Genomic DNA, 18,958 nt, shown 5'->3' with positions numbered 1-18,958 from the left:
TTTTTAACATAGACTATATAAATGATCATGGAGATTATCCATAATCAGAGTTGGTTCAAAAAAATAGTCCAGAACTTTTTATTTACTTCTCGGCTTATAAGGTTCCCGTTTTATTACTTTACTGATGCCAGCAAGCAGGATCGCATTACTTTCCATAAGTGCCGTTTCAACTGCACCATAGTCCTGTTGCAATGCCTGGTAATGGTTTGTGCCATAGAGGTTGACCTCCTTTATCACTTTGCCAAAACGTTTATTCACCCATTCGTAAGCAAAGAATTTAATATTACTTACATCGGCAGAACAGTTAACCGGATCGGCTTCATAACAATAAGCTTTTTGAGGAGCACCTGTCTCGCCTTCCAACGTATCCAGGCTTTTTTCCCCACCGGGATTCCATTCTAAAATATTTACCCCATATTGAATCGGGATAATGTCTTTGTATCCATCTTCATATACTATCTCATACCAACCCAACAGATCAGGGGAATCAAACATGTTGGGGATATTAAAATATGCTTTTTGATTTCCGGCAGGCAATGCAGATGCATGCAAAAAGATAAGACTACTCACATCTTCATTCACAGCAATGTTTTCAATTTTATTGGGAAGAGAATTTTTTTCTTTGCCTTCTGCACCCACAGCTATTACACACCTTGCGGAAGATGATGATCCATTATTCAAATTGAAAACTTTTGTTCCTTCCTTTACTTCACCTGAAGTGATTTTATTCAAATCAACATTAAAAACTTTTGAATCTTTTGATAAATTATATTTTGAGGAAATATCAATCGGTTCAACAACATTTCCATCTTCACTTGGGATCTTTCTACCTTTCAAACTTGCCCGGATAGAAGGTATTAATGCCCATACAACAGGTGGAAGATCGATCTGTTTAATCGTATGCTTTGACCATAACAAATTTGCACAACCAAGAAAATCCAGTATCAGATCTTTGCCATAATTGAAATCGTTTGTCATCGCCCACGAAGAAGGAGCACCGCCAGCAAGTTTGATCTTCTTGATTCGCTGATCCCAGTCGCTGATGTTTGGTGTGAAATTTCCGTAAAGCTGTGTAAATCCAAAATCATTCAATTCTTTTTCTTTTTCCTGATCGATCCAGAACCAATTGAATATTAGAATATCCTTAGGCATCATTTCTTTTACAACTGAGGGAGGCATTGCTCCCGGCGTTTCATATTTAACGCCGGTTGATGAGGTTCTTTTTTGTGTACCTTTTTCACGTACACTTTCAAGCAGGTAATCTCCCCACATGGCTATCTTAATTCCTTTCCTGGCAAAATAATCATGCAACTTTGTTACATCCTGTGCATATAATTTGGAATAATCTTTTCCCCTGCAAAGCGGACAAACACCAATAGGTGCACCCCACCATTCATCATGACCTATATGAACCATCTTCGGTTTTATTACTTCAAGGTATTCGTCATACACGTCAAACATAAGTTTATAACTTGCTGGATTGGATGGACAGTAGGTGTCGGGCCACGTGTCACCGGGATATTCAGCTAACTCAGGATGTTTTGTCAGCAGGTAATAAGCATGTGTAAGTGAAGGAATTTCAGGAATGACCTCCAGAAAATTATCATTTGCAAATTTCACCAGGTCTCTTACTGTAGCTTTTTCTATGATGTATCCATCGCCTGCATCATAATGACTTGAGTTTTTTTCTTCTCCATACAATCCCTGCGATGAGTTGGAACGTGTATACTGCATATATTTTACAAACTCCTGCCATCCCGTGTTTACTTCAGGATGGTTGTCAAGCCGCATACAATTGAATTCAATAATGATCTTATTATATTTATAGAGCGCCATAAAATCGCTCATAAATCTTTTTAAGTAAGCAATGTTATCAGGACCGGGCACATACATTCTTATGGCCCTGAAAGGAAGATTAGGCCAGTCTCTGACTTTAACTCCCTGCACTACTTTGCCATTGCCTGATTGAAGCAATTGACGTAAAGATTGAAACCCGAAGAATGCACCATGATCATCCCAACCAGCGATAACAATTAAATTACTACTTACATGCAGAATGTATCCTTCAGTTCCCGGGCTTTGTTTTGTTAGCGAAATACGATTGTCTGCACAATACTTTTTTATCAATGCATTAGTAAGAGTTCCCATCATTACAACCTTCTTTCCTTTTGGAATTGCGTCAACGCTTTGGATCTTTAATGCAATACCATACTTATTACTCAATTCCTTTACAAGCAAACGTGCAAGAGCAATATCTTTCTCACTCGCATTTTTAGGAGTGGCAATTAAAATTGATTCGTCCAACACAAATGATTCATTGGTAACCTGGAGTTGTTGGGGAATAGGAAATATCAGGGGCTTATCCATCGCCATCATCCTGGTGCAACTCATAAATAAAAATGCTAATAAGAATAGACTAAGCGGGAAACCCTTAATTTTTATTTTCATGATCTTACTTTCTATAATTTATACTTCTGAATACAATGAGCATAATGATCGGTGATATAAACAGATCCTTCATTTCCTATTGTTATTCCCAAGGGGAAATATTTATCATCCTCAAAAATTCCCGAAGCAAGCCATTGTACTTGTGGTGTCCCATTCGAGTTTAGTTTTTGAATTCGAAAGTTATAACGGTCTGTGACAAAGATGTCTCCCCCGGCATTTACAGCCAATCCATGTGGCTCACTGAATTGTCCTCCTTTTGCATCCTTTCCCTCGCCATATTCACCGATACGCTTTACTAAATTTCCATCTTTAGTAAAAACACCAAGACGGTGATTTTGCCGGTCACTTAAGATGACATTCCCGTCTTTTGTTATCGCTATTTCATGTGGCATATATAATTTGATACCGATGCTTTCCGGTGAGCCCCATTTTGAAATGAATTTAAGATCAGAAGAAAATTTCTTTATGCTGTAATTAAATGCATCTATCACATACAGAACATCACTCCCATCAATAGCTATCCCATACGGGTATTTTAATTCTGCATCGCCTGTTCCATAAGAGCCGACTGAAGAAATATAATCACCCTTAGATGAGAATTTCTGAATACGATTATTGTTCATGTCGGATACATATACATCCCCTTTGGAGTCAATTGCAATACCATATGGATAATTAAATTCTCCGGCACCAGTTCCAAATTTCCCCCACATCAACATAAAATTACCATCCGAATCAAATTTTTGAATACGATGATTGTGTTGATCTACTACATAAATATTTGATACTTTGTCTGTAGTTATCATTGTGGGAAATTTAAACTGTCCGGGTTTGTCTCCAAACTCTCCCCACTTTTTTATCATTGCGACATTGGATTGTGCAATTACATCCACCGAACCAAATAAAAACAGCACCGAACCAATAGTTAGAGAAATGAGTTGATACTTTTTCATTTTACTTTTTTGTATTATCTATTACGGTTATAAATTCCTCTACCTTTTCTTTTGGCTGCGTCTCATTCCCGGTGACATAATCTCTTCCAAAACCACCATTCTGACTGATATGTTTATTAAGCGCTGTATATTTTGTATTCAAATATTCTTTTACATCAATATGAACATCCGGTTTTCCTCTTCCATTCTGCTGAGCAGTCTTATCTAATAACCATCCGTTAACTACCATCCATAGTTTACCAACAGGAACATTATTTTCCATCGCCTTCTTAAATGCGAGGTAAATAAGATACCCCGTATTGCCATGATCCATTTTTTCACCACCCATAGTATGTGTGATCACAATTTCCGGTTGATACTTTTTTAATAACTCGTAAACAAAATCAACTTCCGAGTCCATGTAAGTAGCAATAGGAATAAGCGGACGTCCCGGCGGATCGAATGCATCGTATGCCGGCTCACCATAATAAACCATTTTTCTCCCGATAAAGAATGTTGGCTCTTTATAATTCAAAAAGATCGGCGTTGCAGGGTATACGGCTGCTGCTGCTTTTGCTTCCTCTTCACGGATCTGGCTTGTCTCCAATGCGTCGACACTATATTTATGTGGTGAATTGGAAATAGTAAAATTGGGTCCCTCATCATACCAGGGGGTTCTTTCCAAATTACATCCGTCAAGATTGTTGATCGCACAAACATAAATGCCCTCGTAACCCATAGCAACATATTTGGCAAGAGTGCCACCGGCATTCTCATCCACATCATCAGCATGAGCACCAAACACCAGGATGCATTTACGTGGCTTTTCTTTTGTTTGAGCAATTATCTGCGTTGAGTAAAGAACAAAGATGAATACAATCCAGCCCGATCGTGATAAATTAAAGTTCTTCATTTTAGAATTTTTAGTTTCTGTTGTATCACAGAAATATTATTTTGTATTATCGATCACAGTAATGAATTCTTCCACTTCATCATTATAGGTTTTTTTTCTATTGCTAAGAACATAGTCCCTTCCAAATCCCCCATTTTGGCTTACATGTTTATCATAAGCAGCATATTTGGTTTTTAGAAAATCTTTCACGTCGATAAGGACATCTGGTTTTCCTCTATAACTTTCCGAAAGCCATCCCCTTGGCGGCATCCATAATTTACCTACAGGAACTTTTTCTTTCATTACTTTTTTAAATGCCAGGTAGATAAGATAAGCAGCATTTCCATGATCAAGCTTTTCACCACCTAAAGTATGAGTAATTACTATTTCAGGTTGATATTTCCGGAGCAGGTCGCAGACAACATTTACATCCGCAGATACAATAGTTGCAATACTGATCAAACGCCTTCCGGTGGGTGAAAACTGAAGATATTGTTTAGTACCATAATCAATCTGTTTTCGGCCCATCGAAAACCATGGCTCATTAAAATTCAGAAATACCGGCGTTGCCCCAAATACAGCAGCAGCGTGTAAAGCCTCCTCCTCCCGTATTTGGCTTGTTTCAAGTGCATCAACCGGGTATTTATGTGGTGAGTTGGAAATGGTAAAAAGAGGTGCCCCTTTAAAATAAGGTGTCCTTTCCAAACTACATCCTGCAAGATTATTTATTGCCCCAACGTAAATTCCTTCATAGCCCATAGCAATATATTTGGCAAAGGTGCCACCAGCAATTGATTCTACATCATCTGCGTGAGCACCAAATACCAATATACATTTTCGGGGTTTATTATTTTCCTGGGCAGAAATAATACTAAATGAAAGCAGGGTAAAAAGAAACATCAGCCTTTGAGCCATCAGATATTTCTTTTGTTTCATTTGTTAGTTTTGAAATAAGAAGCGATACCAAATTTATCAGTTTGAAAATGCAAAAATGTCTTATAATTTATTTATGATGTATACTTTTTTAACCAGGAGCCCGTATCTTAATTGCCTTTTATGATCGTAAAATAGTCCCAAATGTGACTTCCCTCTTTATTTTTTTCATCACATATAAATTTTACGTCCATTTGATTGCCTTTAACATCAATAACAAGGGATCCTTCAAAATCTGATCCCGGAAATGCGATAGGGAAAATATTGAATGGCTTTGGATAGTGTTTAATTGCGTTTGCAACACCACCTCCTGTACAGGAAATAAATATCGTCCCCTTGTGTGCTTTGCTAACAACCGATTTGCGGTATGGTCCTTCTTTATCAGGCCGGCCGAACCCGGTATCTATTTTATTGGCGCGAGTTATTGTTGATGCTTTGCCAATCAGGTTATCCACCAGATAAGATCGTTCGTAAACATGATTATGGCCCTGCAAAACAAGATCAATTCCGTTATCTTCAAGAACAGTCAACCAATCTTTTCTTCTCTTCTGGGCCGACCCGTTGTCATCTGTAGGGTGATAACCGCCGCTATGAAATGGCTGATGCATACACGCAATCAACCATTTCTGCTTATTGGCAGCGAGGTCTTTTTTCAGCCATGCTAGCTGTGCTTTATATTTCTTACCCTCGTAAATTTCTGTGGACAGAACGACTACATGAATATTTGAATAATCAAATGAGTAGTATTCTTCTGTATGGCTTGCCATACCACCGGCTTCTGCATTTGTCGGAAGAGTAAATGTTCTAAGATAGTTATATAAACTATCGTGATCATCATGGTTACCTACTGTAGTATAAAGCGGTGAATTTTTCAGAACATTTTCCAGTTGACTGAAATAATTATGTTGTATCTGATACAATGCATCATCTTCGGTCTGATCACCCAGTGATAGAATAAAACTTGCATTGTAATCGTTATTATTGAATGATTTCCATTGAGCAACAGTTTCAAGTCTTCTTTCATTATCACGGGAATTAGTTTGACCAAAATCAGAAATCACCCATATTCGTACAGGAATCTCCGTTCCTTTGTCAGGTGGGGTAATGAAATATTGATCTTCGGCCCCTTTCGAAGAACTCTCGACCGAATAATAATATTTTGTATTGGGTATAAGCCCTGTCATCTTTACTTCGTGATATATTCTTTCGTCTTCTGACTCTTTGATACTTTTTGTTAATGCTGAGGCAGAATATCCGTAATATATTTCCCCAATTACTCCAGTACCTGTTTGCCAGCGGATAATCATGCTATTTGGTGTTGCTATCTGGAGATAGGGCTGCCTGGTAACTTGGGAAGATGCACCAAAAGAAAAAAAGACTAAACAAATTATTTTTACGATCAATATCTTATTTCGCATTATTATTTTTTTGAGTTGTATTAATCAGTAAATCCAATATCCTGGTATCTTATATAAGCTTTGCTGATCTTTAATCCTGCATTGGCAGCGCTTATCTCAAACTTCACTTGCAGATCTTTATCATATTGTTTTAACAAAGTAATTGGTGCCCATCCCCAGTCTTTCCAGTTGACCAGGAATTCCTGAGTAATACCATCGTACTTCACAATTACTTTTTGCGGAGTGGTAGATTCATTCAGCATTAATAAACATAACTGCAATGATCCTTTTTTTGTCATCTTCAATGTCACAGGAAAAGGAACGGAAAGATCATGCGCCGTCATATTTTTTACTAAATTTCCTTTTTCTACTTCATATTTAATTGTTGTTTCAAAATCTTCGAACACAGAAGGATCATTAAGTGCTGTAACTGCTTTCTGTTCCAATTGAGAAGGGAGTAACAGGTTGTTCGACATCCGTAAAGCTTTGACCGTATTTTCTTCCGTTTCTACCAGCACATCGCTCACGTCAAAAGACCTGCTTTGAGCTATCGTTATATCCTCCGCATTACGCAAGTGGATCATAGGTGAAGATTTGCTTTTTGTTTCGGCCTTAACAGAAAATAAAGAAACATGCTCTGTACGATCCATTGTAATAGCCGGTCTTTTTTCGCCGTCAGCTGCATACATACTTACATTTTGTAAATAGAGATTCTCAACACTCCTGCAATACAATGCATAAGCAGGCAGGTTCTCAAACATGGATGCAGCAGGATAATCAAATTCCTGGAAAGGCACCTGGTTATAAGCAACAGCTTCTTGCGCTACTGCATTTCTAACTGTATAGTTCGTAACAGTAATATTGCTGATCTTTTTGCTATGTAACCCAATAATGCTGGAAGGCAGTTTGGCATTGACAACAGAAATATTATTTAGCTGGATATCTCTTACCTCATCAATACGGTTTACATATTGCCCCGGTTTATAAGGTCTCAAGCGAATACCTAACCTGATAAAGAAAGGTGTCGCTACATTATCCATTGTGATATTGTCAAATAAAATATTTTGCATCATCCCTCCATCCACTGTCATTAACTCAATACCCGCATGATGATCAATGTCTTTGATAACACAGTTACTTACGGTAATGTTTTTAAACCCGCCATTGGATTCTGTTCCTGTTTTGATGGCAGAGCCGCCAATTTCCCTGAACAGGCAATTAGAAATGCTTATGTCCCGGCACAATGTATCATTTGTTGCTTTCATCACGATGGCATCATCTGTGGTAGAGAACCTGGAATTAGTAACAGTAACTCGTTCACAAGCATCTATATCTAATCCATCCCGGTTTCCTTCCCCCCTGTTCTCGATCACTATGCCATCAATAGTAACATCTTTACAATTCAACAGGTGAAAGGTCCAGTTAGCGGCTTCTAATAACTTGACTCCTTTCACCGTTACATTATTACAACTCACTAACCTTATCATGTAAGGCCTTAAATTCTGTGGCCTTTCCTCCTGGAAATGTTTCAAACCGTTTCCATGAATGACACCTGACCCTGTGATAGCAATATTATTGGCACCTTCGGCAAATATCATAAAGTACTTTGCATAAAGGTCTCTTGTCCTTGAAGGCATTTGTTGTTTTACAACTGCGTAATCTTTATAGTCTGCACTTCCCAATAATGTTGTCCCATGTTGCAAATGCAATTCAACATTATCTTTAAGAAAAAGAGTTCCGATCTTATAAGTTCCTGCAGATACCTCCACTACCCCGCCTTTGTTTTCATAAGCTTTATCAATTGCTTTTTGAATAGCACGGGTGTCCATAGCAATGCCATCTCCTTTCGCACCAAAGGTTCTTACATTGTATTGCGCTTTGATACCCTGGTAAAATGCAAAACAAAAAATTGCTAACACAAAAATTCTTCTCATACTGGTTATTTGACCTTGCTTAATTCCCGCAGCACTGCTTTTCCTTCATTCAGTATTTTTGCAGCTGGTATGGTTTTTAATTTAGCCAATTGAAATTTGCTCAACACATCGTTTAGTTTTTTCAAACTTTCCTTTTTCCCTTCTTTTGTGAACTTCTCTCTCAGTATCCTGATCTTTTCAAAGTCCTGTATGCCTTCTCTTAGTTTTTCAAATCGTATAGAAGTTCGTGGCCCGGGATAAAATTGGAATAGCTCACCGGCAGGATAACGCCGCCAACGGCTGTCATGTAATGGATCGGATACCCATGTATTATATGCCCAGAACAAGTATCCGGTTAATCCTTTTGCGGACGCATACCACGCAAGAAAAGTGTTTTCTGCCGGAGGAGAAGCGGTATAACTATTCGGATACTCTTCGACACATGCAGTATAAAAAGTAGTTGGCTTTCCTTCAGCCTTTCTTCGTTTCAATGCATCATCACCAAAGTCAAGATAAGAAGCAAGACAATAATCATAAATATCATTTTCAATCTCCGGGTGATAAGTGTCTCCTGCTAAGGCAACTTTCCAGGAGGGGTCAACTGATTTTAATAAAGCAATAATTGCCTGCATACTTTCAAGAGGTCGTTCATCAACGGCGATAGCTGTTTTGGAAAACCAGCCTTTTTGTTTAAGATGTGCTGTAAATTTTTCGATCATTGGTTTCCAGAAAGCAGTATAATTTGCAGCACCTGGTTTTAATGTATCTGTTTTATTTTTCCCGGAAAATTCATCAAAATAAATAAAACCAAGATCCCATGTGATCATTGTATAACAATTGATCCGTTGCGTGATCCCGCATTCCATCATAAAGCTGATGTAGCGGTCAAATAGACTAAAGTCGTACTGCCAGCTGCCATCTCTTTTTTTGATCCATTTTATAAGAGTCGGATCATCAAAATGTACGTGATCAAGACCCCATGGCTGTTCAATGATATTGGCTGTGATCACTTTTTGTCCTGCATTAGCGAGGTAAGTAAAATACTCCCTCATCAATTTAAAATGTTCTTCACTCCACAGAGGTACATTATGCATCCGGGCTATTGGGGCAGGATATTGCCATATATCAAAATCAAATTTCCACTCCGAAGGTGGCGGCAAAACATGTTCAACCACATCTAAATTTATTTTCAGCACATATTTTTTATTTGCATTAACTGTAATGGTACCGGTATATTTTCCTGCATCGGTATTTCCCGCCACCTCAACATTTAACCATACAGGCTGAACAGTATTAGCAGCAACTGCCAGAGTAGAAACTATATCTATAGGATCAGCAGCAAGGAATGAATCATACCTGGATGTGGCTTTTTGTGAACAACCATCAACAAAATTGTCTGCCATCGTATAACGCACAAAAGATGCTTTGATATTTGTTGCAGGTATTTTTTTCCCTGTTGTAGAAATAAGGTCTGTCAATTGGAAACTTACAGCCGGTATATCTTTTTTACTCCATACTAAAAATTGTGTATGCACCTTCTCGCCCTTCCAGGCTGTAGTAGACCAGGTTGTCTGCAAAGGAATAGCAGGGATTTTTTCTTTAGGATATTTAACATTGTCGCTGGCATAGCTCACTGCTACATCGCTGGTCATTTTATTCCATGCTGATTTATTCGTGACAACAGGATTGGGTAACTCGGTATAGTATTCTGCGCCTGGTTTGCTGTAACTAAGGTCCTGTGCCGACAAAGCAAATGCCTGAAGAAATAAAATGGCAATAATAATTTGTTTTAACATGATCTTTTAATATCACTAAAAATAAGAATCGCGGGGACTATTAAATTCTGCTTATCTGTTAAATGCCTATACTTTTTTGCGTATTACTTTATTACCTGAACCTCGAATGTATCCTGCACGCATCCATTAGGATCATGCACTGTATAAGTTGTAATTCCAGCGGAAGGTTTTACCTCAACTAAACGAGTCTTTCCATTTGCACCCTGCCAATTATACTCACCAAGCCAGGATGCTTTCAAAGTGGCAGTTTGTCCTTTCTTTATTTTTATTATTGATTTTCTATTCACATCCTTCATCATCGTAAAATGATCTCTAATTTTTCCGTCGGCACAGATCCATTTCAGATCAAGCCTGTTACTTTCTACTTCAAGAATACAAGCACCTCCATTTAGTGTGTCCGCAAATGGCATCGCATCATGTGGAAATGAACGCTGGCCATAATCTACTCTTCCGGATGATCCGCTCACTACATACACAGTTCCTTTACCGGATGCATCCTTGATATATGGACAAGAATTTTCTGACCCATCATAATATCCTGATGAATTACTTAGCAAATGTTTCTCAGGTGAAAAAGTTGCTTCAAGTCCATAATGGCCCTGCATCAATTTTGAACGTTCATAAGCATGACTGTGCCCGCATAATATAAGATCAACACCATATCGTTCAAGGATCGTAATAAAATTCTCTCTTATCTTCCTCATTTGAGTTTCTGTGTCAGAATTATGGGAACCCATTGAATACGGAGGATGATGCCAGTAAACAACTACCCATCCTTTATTCCTGTTTTCTTCCAGGTCTTTTTTTACCCATCGAACCTGGCTGCTTGTCGTATCAAAAAGTCTACGACCATATTCTTCTGACCCTTGTGAATCCAACGAAAGAAAATGAACATTTCCAATATCAAAAGAGTAGTACGCAGATGTATGAGAAGATAAACCACCTGCTTCTCCTTTGGTTGGCATTGTAAAAACTTTGTAATAGTCAATCTCACCAGAACGCTGCGCTATTTCCGATGCATAAGGTTCATCACGATAATCATGATTGCCCGGAGCAGGATATAAAGGGGATTTTTTTAAAAAGCTATTTTTATATGGTTCAAAAAAACCTTCCTGGAAATCTTTATCAGTGCCCCAGGAATACGCATCATCGCCAAGAAGGATCCAGGCTGTTAGTGGATCGTTTCCCAAATATTTTTCAACCTGATCTCTTGTATCAGTTTGATTTGAAATATTAGTACCGCAATCACCAAAAACTCCGATCCTGTATTTACCTTCATTTCCTTTAACTGGTAATGTTGTAAAATAATTATTCTCATCTCCTTGCAATGTATCTTTAAAACCCTCTATTAAATAGTAATACTTTGTTTGCGGCTGAAGACCAGTAAGAGTTATAATATGTTCACGAGTACGGTAATCATTGCCAGCCATCTGGTCCAATTTTCCCGGCGATGTTCCAAACCGAACAAAACTCACATCAAGTTCATTTGTTCTCCAGCGAACAATAATACTATTTGGCGTAGCTACTTGTAAATAGGGACCTCTTACCAGCTCCGGCCTGTATCCGTACCTATCTGCATCTCTGCGGTCGGTTGTGGTTTGTGAAAATAATACATTGGTAAAAAACAAAAAGAATATAAAACTTAGCTTTTTCATAGAGCACTATTTTAAAATAAAAGTTCCGGAATTTTTATAATCAAATTTACTTCCCCACAAAGGTTTCCAAAACAAAGTGGAAACCCATTTCTCAGGAGTATTGTCCTGATCCCGAAAACCAATATTCATGCGGAGAGTATTATCATTCTTTAAAACTTTTTCAATCGGGATTTTAAATTCCATCATTAGCAGGTCATCAGTAAAGAACTTTCTAAAACCAATGTCATTGGCCCTTATACTCCCTTTTCCATCGATACTGAATTTATCATCCCAGGGCGACAAGCTTATCACATGCTTAACTCTGTTTGGATCTTCCAGGTGCAAATACAAAATATCTTTAGCAGGGTCCTTGTCATTGACCCATTGATCATCATTCACTATTGCTAATACATATAAAAAATTATCCTCCTTCACCATCTTAAATCGCATCAATCCATCAGCTGCACCTGACCAATACCAGGGGCCGCTTAGATATTCAGGATCCTTTAAATATATCATTCCTGACGTATCCCTATCATGATACAGGTATGGATTGTTAGTTTCATTTTCTTTTGCAGGAGGAATAAGTTTCCAGCTAAACAGTAATTTTTTAGAGGCCGCGATTGAGTAAATTGTTTTATTATATATGTATTTTCCTGTAAGAGATATATCAAGAAAAGGCAATGTTGCGAGATCAATAGTTGAGTTGTCCTTTTTTAAAATATTTATTTTTTGGATCATTTCAGTCTGTGGAGGAATTGTTACTTTAATTTCTTTAGGAATGATTTGATAATTGCTGTCAATAATACCCCAATCACCAGTTATCTCCAGTGGATAGTTTGTTGGATTCTTAAATGCAATTTCCGCACCAATAGATTTTTCCATTTGATGATCTGCAACAAATGCAATCGGTACGAACCAGTTTTGTTCAATTAAAGTTTCTGTAATCGGATGTGTTTGCTCGTTAACTATATCTTCTTTAATGATACCGTCTAGTTTCAAATTTACAACTTTAGGTTCTCCGCGAGTTAATGTCACTAATGTAATGTGATCAAATTCGCCAAACTTCTCTCCCCTTAAATCGCTTCCGCCTCCCGTACTACCAAGTACAAAATGCTTATTTCCATTCTTAGTTACAGATAAATAAGTATGATGATGACCTGAAAATAAAAAGTAATTACGCCCACTTAATAATCGCTCTATGTTTTCATACCCTTCCTGTTTATCACCATTTCCCTGCCAAACAGGACGATGCATGAACAAGAAAGTCCATCTTACATTTGTATTTTCTGTAATTACTTTTTTAAAATAGGATACCTGTTCATCCTTAATTCCTCCTTTACCTCCATCTTCTGTATTAATGCATAAGAATAAAACATTCTTGTAGACAAAATGATAATAAGGTGAGCCCATTCTTTTTCTCCACTCAGCTTCCATTATTGCATTGCCGATATCGTGATTGCCCGGGACGTAAAAGAATGGCATTTCAAGTGGTTTTATCGCCGCATCAAATTCATCCCACTGTCTTTTGATCAACTTTGGATCATACGTTTTCCCATCAATCAGGTCACCAACAGATATTACAAACTGTGGTTGCAGCAATTCTAGTTTTTCTATAGCATCTTCAAACACACCCGGTCTGTTACCTCCCCAGATGTCGGAAATAATGGCAAATTGAAGTTTACTGGTATCCTCATTAAAACGAAGATGTGTTACTGGAAATTTTCCTGTTGGGATTTGCTGAGCTATAGAAACTTTAAAAAGAAGTACAAGAAATAAAAAGCCAATGATCGCTTTGAAAGAAAACAGGCGTGCTTTATGCCAAAAATGCAATTGTAAAATAGATTAATTTAATTAAATATATCGAACAAAATCAATTGCAAAAAAAGTAGTCCATTTTATAACCCTTCTTTAATAGACTACTTAATATTACAACAATTGTACTTCGCAAAAAACTTATGGTTTGTCCCACCATACACGGGTGCTTGTTAAATCCGGGCCTTGCCTGGAGACTGCTTCATTAATATTAGCATTGGCAGCATATTCTGCTCGTGGATAAAAAAGTCTTCTTGGAAGTTGAGCTCCTAAATTACCGCTTAAGCTAAGATTCAATTGACTATAAGTGTCCGGAAAACCGGTTCTGCGCATATTAGCCCATGCTTCATAATAATTAGGAAATGTTTCTATCCAGTATTGAGTATTGATCTGTCTTAACGCATTTGCCGGATCATAAGGATTGGCAGTCAGGTAAGCATTTTGTTGAGCCACAGTTATTGCACCAGGATTCCATCCATCAGTTCCTAAAATTGATAACTCACTCATGGCCGCCTTAACGCCGTTTTCATAATAAGTTTTAGCATCACCGGGTATGATATTCCTGACAACAGCTTCAGCAAGTTGAAACTGAACTTGTGGATAGCTTAGGTGAATAAATGGAGCAGCGTACCTTCCAAAGGTTCTTATATTGGCAACAGAGGCGCTGTCTCTTTGCACTGACTGAACAAATTGATCACGACCTCTTTGAACAGCCGGGTCATGACTTCCTTCCTGGTATGAGGTTAAGGGCAATTTCTCCCTCATACAATATATAGGAGTACGTGGATCGTTTTTGAGTTTTAGTGAATCAACAAATGGTTGCGCAAGCCTGTAGGTAGTAATATAACTTGAACTTATCCATGTATGTGCCGTTCCGTTAGAGGTTGTGCCTGTACCAGCAACTTGTGTGGTATAATTTACAACAAAGTTATCAGCTGTACTGGTCATAAGTCCACCTGCTATGGCCTGTTCAATATATTTCTTTGAATTAACAGGATCAGCTTTTACAATCCTCAATGCCAATCTCAACATAAGACTATTTGCAAATTTTTTCCATTTTACAATATCTCCATTATAAACAATATCGGCGGTACCAGGAGTTGTTTTAGAAGCAGTAAGAGCCGCTGCCGCCTCTGTCAATTCTTTAAACATGTCCCCGTATATTGCTTGCTGAGGATCATATTTCGGTGTTGTTATTCCTGCTGAATAGCCTTTGATCGCCTCAAAATATGGGATATCGCCATAACTATCAGTAACTGAATGGAGCAAATAAACTCTTAAAATGCGTCCGATGCTTAGATAATTTATCTTATCCGGATCATCCTGGCAACGTTCAATAAAATCAACGATATTTTTAAGGGGATTTCTATATATCCATACCCAATGCTCAGACATTTCTGTTTCCTTATAAGCAGTGATAGAAGGAAAGGAAACATTTGTATTTATCTGGCCGGCATAGGCTGCCGCATAATACGTTTGTGTATAATAATTCCTGTCAACCATTGTAAGCTCAACAAATGGCAGTACATACTCCAGTGTGGGAGTTGATACAAAATCAACGCTGGTATTAATACCCTCAAACCCCTTTTCACAAGAAGAGAAGCTCGCGGAAATAACAACTACCAGAATTAGAAAGTATTTTTTGTAATTTCTTTTCATGATTTTGATTTTAAATATTGTAAAAAAAATGTCGTAATTATTTTAAGGTAAATTTAATAGTAAGACCAACGCTCATTGTGCTGGGATAGCCCATCCGTTCAATGCCCTGCTGGTTATTACTGGCAATGTTACTTTCGGGATCAACATTTTCTAAATCCTTGTCTTTATATATTGTCCATAGGTTTCTTGCCACCAATGCGATCGTGGGATTAATAAGTCCAATTTTATCTAACCCTTTGGAAAATCTGTACGTTAAAGCAGCTTCACGTAACTTTACAAAGCTTGCATCATACATAAACTCTTCGGTAATAGTTCCGATCTGATTGTAATAAGAACTTAGATTATCTGGCATCACCATTACTGTATTCTTCCCACCTGTTTGGTTTAAACCTGGCGCAACAAATCCTTCCTCTCTACCAAATAAAGTATTCATATGTTTTCCATTCTTATATGCAGTTGCGTTGGTTTCAGAATATATATCAGCGCCGAATTTTGCATCAACAAAAATATACAATGAAAGTTTTTTATAAGTGAGCGTGTTGCTAAATCCGAATAACTTATCGTAGGTACTGTTGCCTAAAAATTTAGCTTTGGAATTCACGACAGGAAAACCTCTTGTATCATAAATTTTTTGACCTGAAGCAGAATCTCTTGTATAGCTAAATCCATATATACCTCCATATCTTTCCCCTTCTGTTAACTGTACAAAACCGTTTCCACTTTTTGATGTAGCTAATTGGATAGGAGTTCCCGCTACACCATCACCCAAAGCGACAACCACATTGTTGTTCTTTGAAAAAGTAGCCGTCAGATCCCATGTAAAATCCCTTGTTTTTATTGGAGTTGCTTTCAATAAAATTTCTATCCCGCTGTTTTTAAGCTTGCCAACATTAAAGATCGCCGTACTGTAACCTGTACCGCTTGATACTGCTGTTCTCACAATATCATCTTTTATTTGGCGGTTGTAGTAAGCAAAGTCAAATCCAAGTCTGCCTTTAAAGAAATCCATCTCCAGGCCAACTTCATAATCAGTAGACAAAAGTGGTTTTAGTTTTTTATTCGGTATGTTGCTCGTGCCGATCAGTTGAAGAGGGATGGTGCTGTTATACAATAAAGGATCAAGTGAATAACTCAGATCAAGCTGATAAGGATCGGTATCTCCACTTACCTGCGCGGTAGATGCTCGTAACTTAGCAAAAGATATTGCTGATGGTAAATTAAACGCATCTGATAATACAAAAGATAAAGAAGCAGCAGGATAGAATAAATCATTATTATCAATTGGCAGAGTAGAAAACCAATCGTTTCTGCCGGTTAGGGTCAAAAACAAATATTTATTGTATGACAATTCCATGCTTCCGAAAAGCGAATTTGTTTTGCGTCTGCTTTCGCTTGTCGACGGCAATTTGGTTTTTAAATTATTAAAAGTGTAAACATTCGGGACAACAAAAGTATTACCCGATTCAATTAATTGAGAATTTGCCCGGGTGTTACTATTACCACCGAAAAATGCGTTAACACTGAATTTACCTTTATTTAAAGGATTTATTCCAACTATAAATTCATAATCCATTACTGAACTTTCAACAGAACGTTGATTTAGAAGACCTCCTATATTGCTGGGAGAATTATACGGAAAACTTGAAGAAGCATTCCCATCAGGAATGTATTGTAACCTTTTAGATAAATAATAATCGCGGTTCAACCTTCCTCGTACATACAACCATTTTGTAATATCATATTTAAGCATTAGAGATCCAATAAGCCTGTTTTTTGAATCCTCTTGTTTCTCTTTATTTACTATATAATAAGGATTTGAAACACCTTGTGTATAAAGGTATTCACGGCCGAAGGAATCATAGCCCGGTTTTAAAGGATCTAAATCGATGGTGTTGGGAAGATACAATAATGAATAAAGCGAATTGTCATGGTTACCACCGATAAAAGGTCTGTTATGAGATTTTTCATAATTGTAATTAATTACAAGATCAACATCCAGATTGCCAAATCTTGAATGCGTCTTTGTGTTTATGCTGGTCCGCCTGAAGTCTGCATTTGGCGTGATATCAGTATTCCTCAGATCTGATAATGATATCCGAAAATCATTATTATTGTTACTCCCATATAATGATAGTGTATTAGTAATAGTGCTTCCTGTTTTGAAAAAGCGTTTATAGATATCTTTTGCCGGGCTGAATGGTCTTACTACGCCATCAAATTGAGGTGCTGGTGTCCCATCCATAATATGTCCCCAACTATCAGACCCTTTTGCATTATCAGCACTTGTCGGTAGTTCACGTCCGTTCGCCTGGTTTATTGAGCTCTGTCCATATACATTTTGGAAATCTGTTTGATCAACGAGCTTATCAACCAATAAGGAAGTGCTAAAATCAAGATTCATTTTCCCCTTTGCAGATTTACCACTTTTGGTCGTGACAATTATTACTCCATTAGATGCCCTTGCACCATATAGGGCAGCGGCAGCATTCCCTTTTAATACACTTATACTTTCAATGTCATCAGGATTAATTCCCGTAAGGCCATCTCCATAATCAATTCCACCTTCAGGAGCGTTAGATGCCAGGCCACCAAGGCTACTCGAATTTATTTGAACTCCATCTACTACCCATAATGGATTATTATCGCCAGTCAATGAAGTGGCGCCGCGAATAACTACTCTTTTTGTACCTGCTATCCCATTGGCAATGTTACCTACATCAACCCCTGCAACTTTTCCTGACAAAGCACTAATAAGACTTGGCGTTTGAACCGTATTTATTTTGGAACCGTCAAGTTGAGTAACTGAATAACCAAGGCTTTTAGGATTTCGTTTAATGTTCAATGCAGTAACAATAACACCTTCCATTTCTTTAGTTTCAGGCAACAGGCTTGTATTTATTAATACCTGGTTGCCTACTGACAACTCTTGCGTTGCCAATCCCACGAAAGAAAAAACAAGAATTGTTTTTTTGTTATTCGTTATGATACTATAGTCCCCTTTACCATCTGTCAATGTGTTGGTTTTAGTCCCTTTCACATTTACCGTTACACCAGGTAAAGGTTTCCCGGCTTGATCGGTGACGGTTCCACGTATCGTGGTGGTCCCCTGCGTTTGTGCTGCAGCAGGACATAATAAAACAAAAAAGACCAAAAACAATGTTAGGTTGGTTGATTTCAATCTCATTAGAAAAATTTTATGAATTAAATGTAGCCATGCTTTTGAACTCAAATATCTGCTTATTCATCTATTTTATATACTTTTTTAACCATGACCTTTTATCCCGGAATTTTATATAAAAAAAAATTCATTGGTGTATTAAGACATTATTAAGTCATCAATATTAATTTATTAATTGACAAATTTTTTCCTGCCCAAGGTTGATCGGCATTAATAAAACAATTTATCATTAACATGATGCCTGCAAAGAGTAATGAATAAAAAGTATAATTATTATGTCCCGGACACACTCGGTGGAAAATTATTGCCTGTTTAAAATTTCTTCCTTTAGGAATTCCTTGTTCGCGGAGTTCTTAAAAAT

General features: G+C 37.6%; 11 protein-coding genes. All 11 read right to left on the bottom strand.

Features of this window, described 5'->3' with window-relative positions; all coding sequences use genetic code 11:
* Window positions 1–78: 78 nt before the first annotated feature.
* The 11 genes from E6H07_12965 to E6H07_12915 all read right to left on the bottom strand — a co-directional run bounded on the left by E6H07_12965 (window position 79) and on the right by E6H07_12915 (window position 18,603).
* Window positions 79–2,448, bottom strand: a complete 2,370-nt coding sequence (locus tag E6H07_12965; GenBank protein ID TMI63679.1) for a hypothetical protein — start codon at window positions 2,446–2,448, stop codon at window positions 79–81.
* A gap of 11 nt (window positions 2,449–2,459) precedes the next feature.
* A complete protein-coding gene (locus E6H07_12960) occupies window positions 2,460–3,401 on the bottom strand; it encodes a 6-bladed beta-propeller (protein TMI63678.1) in 942 nt (313 codons plus the stop codon).
* Window position 3,402: 1 nt separating this feature from the next.
* Entirely contained in the window at window positions 3,403–4,293 is an 891-nt protein-coding gene (locus E6H07_12955; protein TMI63677.1) for a hypothetical protein, read from the bottom strand.
* Between the two features lie 36 nt (window positions 4,294–4,329).
* Complete coding sequence (locus E6H07_12950; GenBank protein ID TMI63676.1) at window positions 4,330–5,208, bottom strand: hypothetical protein; 879 nt, start codon at window positions 5,206–5,208, stop codon at window positions 4,330–4,332.
* A 107-nt stretch (window positions 5,209–5,315) separates the two neighbouring features.
* Window positions 5,316–6,623, bottom strand: a complete 1,308-nt coding sequence (locus E6H07_12945) for a metallophosphoesterase family protein (protein TMI63675.1) — start codon at window positions 6,621–6,623, stop codon at window positions 5,316–5,318.
* A gap of 20 nt (window positions 6,624–6,643) precedes the next feature.
* Entirely contained in the window at window positions 6,644–8,536 is a 1,893-nt protein-coding gene (locus tag E6H07_12940; protein TMI63674.1) for a glycoside hydrolase family 28 protein, read from the bottom strand.
* A 5-nt stretch (window positions 8,537–8,541) separates the two neighbouring features.
* Complete coding sequence (locus tag E6H07_12935; protein ID TMI63673.1) at window positions 8,542–10,311, bottom strand: DUF4091 domain-containing protein; 1,770 nt, start codon at window positions 10,309–10,311, stop codon at window positions 8,542–8,544.
* An 83-nt stretch (window positions 10,312–10,394) separates the two neighbouring features.
* Window positions 10,395–11,966: a metallophosphoesterase family protein gene (locus tag E6H07_12930; protein ID TMI63672.1), complete on the bottom strand. Its 1,572-nt coding sequence runs from the start codon at window positions 11,964–11,966 to the stop codon at window positions 10,395–10,397.
* A 6-nt stretch (window positions 11,967–11,972) separates the two neighbouring features.
* On the bottom strand, window positions 11,973–13,787 hold the full coding sequence (locus E6H07_12925; GenBank protein ID TMI63671.1) for a hypothetical protein: 1,815 nt from the start codon (window positions 13,785–13,787) through the stop codon (window positions 11,973–11,975).
* A 114-nt stretch (window positions 13,788–13,901) separates the two neighbouring features.
* Window positions 13,902–15,419 (bottom strand): SusD/RagB family nutrient-binding outer membrane lipoprotein, encoded by a 1,518-nt coding sequence (locus E6H07_12920; GenBank protein TMI63670.1) that lies wholly within the window; start codon window positions 15,417–15,419, stop codon window positions 13,902–13,904.
* Between the two features lie 37 nt (window positions 15,420–15,456).
* Complete coding sequence (locus tag E6H07_12915) at window positions 15,457–18,603, bottom strand: SusC/RagA family TonB-linked outer membrane protein (protein TMI63669.1); 3,147 nt, start codon at window positions 18,601–18,603, stop codon at window positions 15,457–15,459.
* Window positions 18,604–18,958: the final 355 nt, after the last annotated feature.

The sequence above is a fragment of the Bacteroidota bacterium genome (genome assembly GCA_005882315.1).
GTDB lineage: Bacteria > Bacteroidota > Bacteroidia > Chitinophagales > Chitinophagaceae > VBAR01.
Note: the sequence above shows the minus strand (reverse complement) of the source record. Positions and strands in the feature narration are given on the sequence as shown.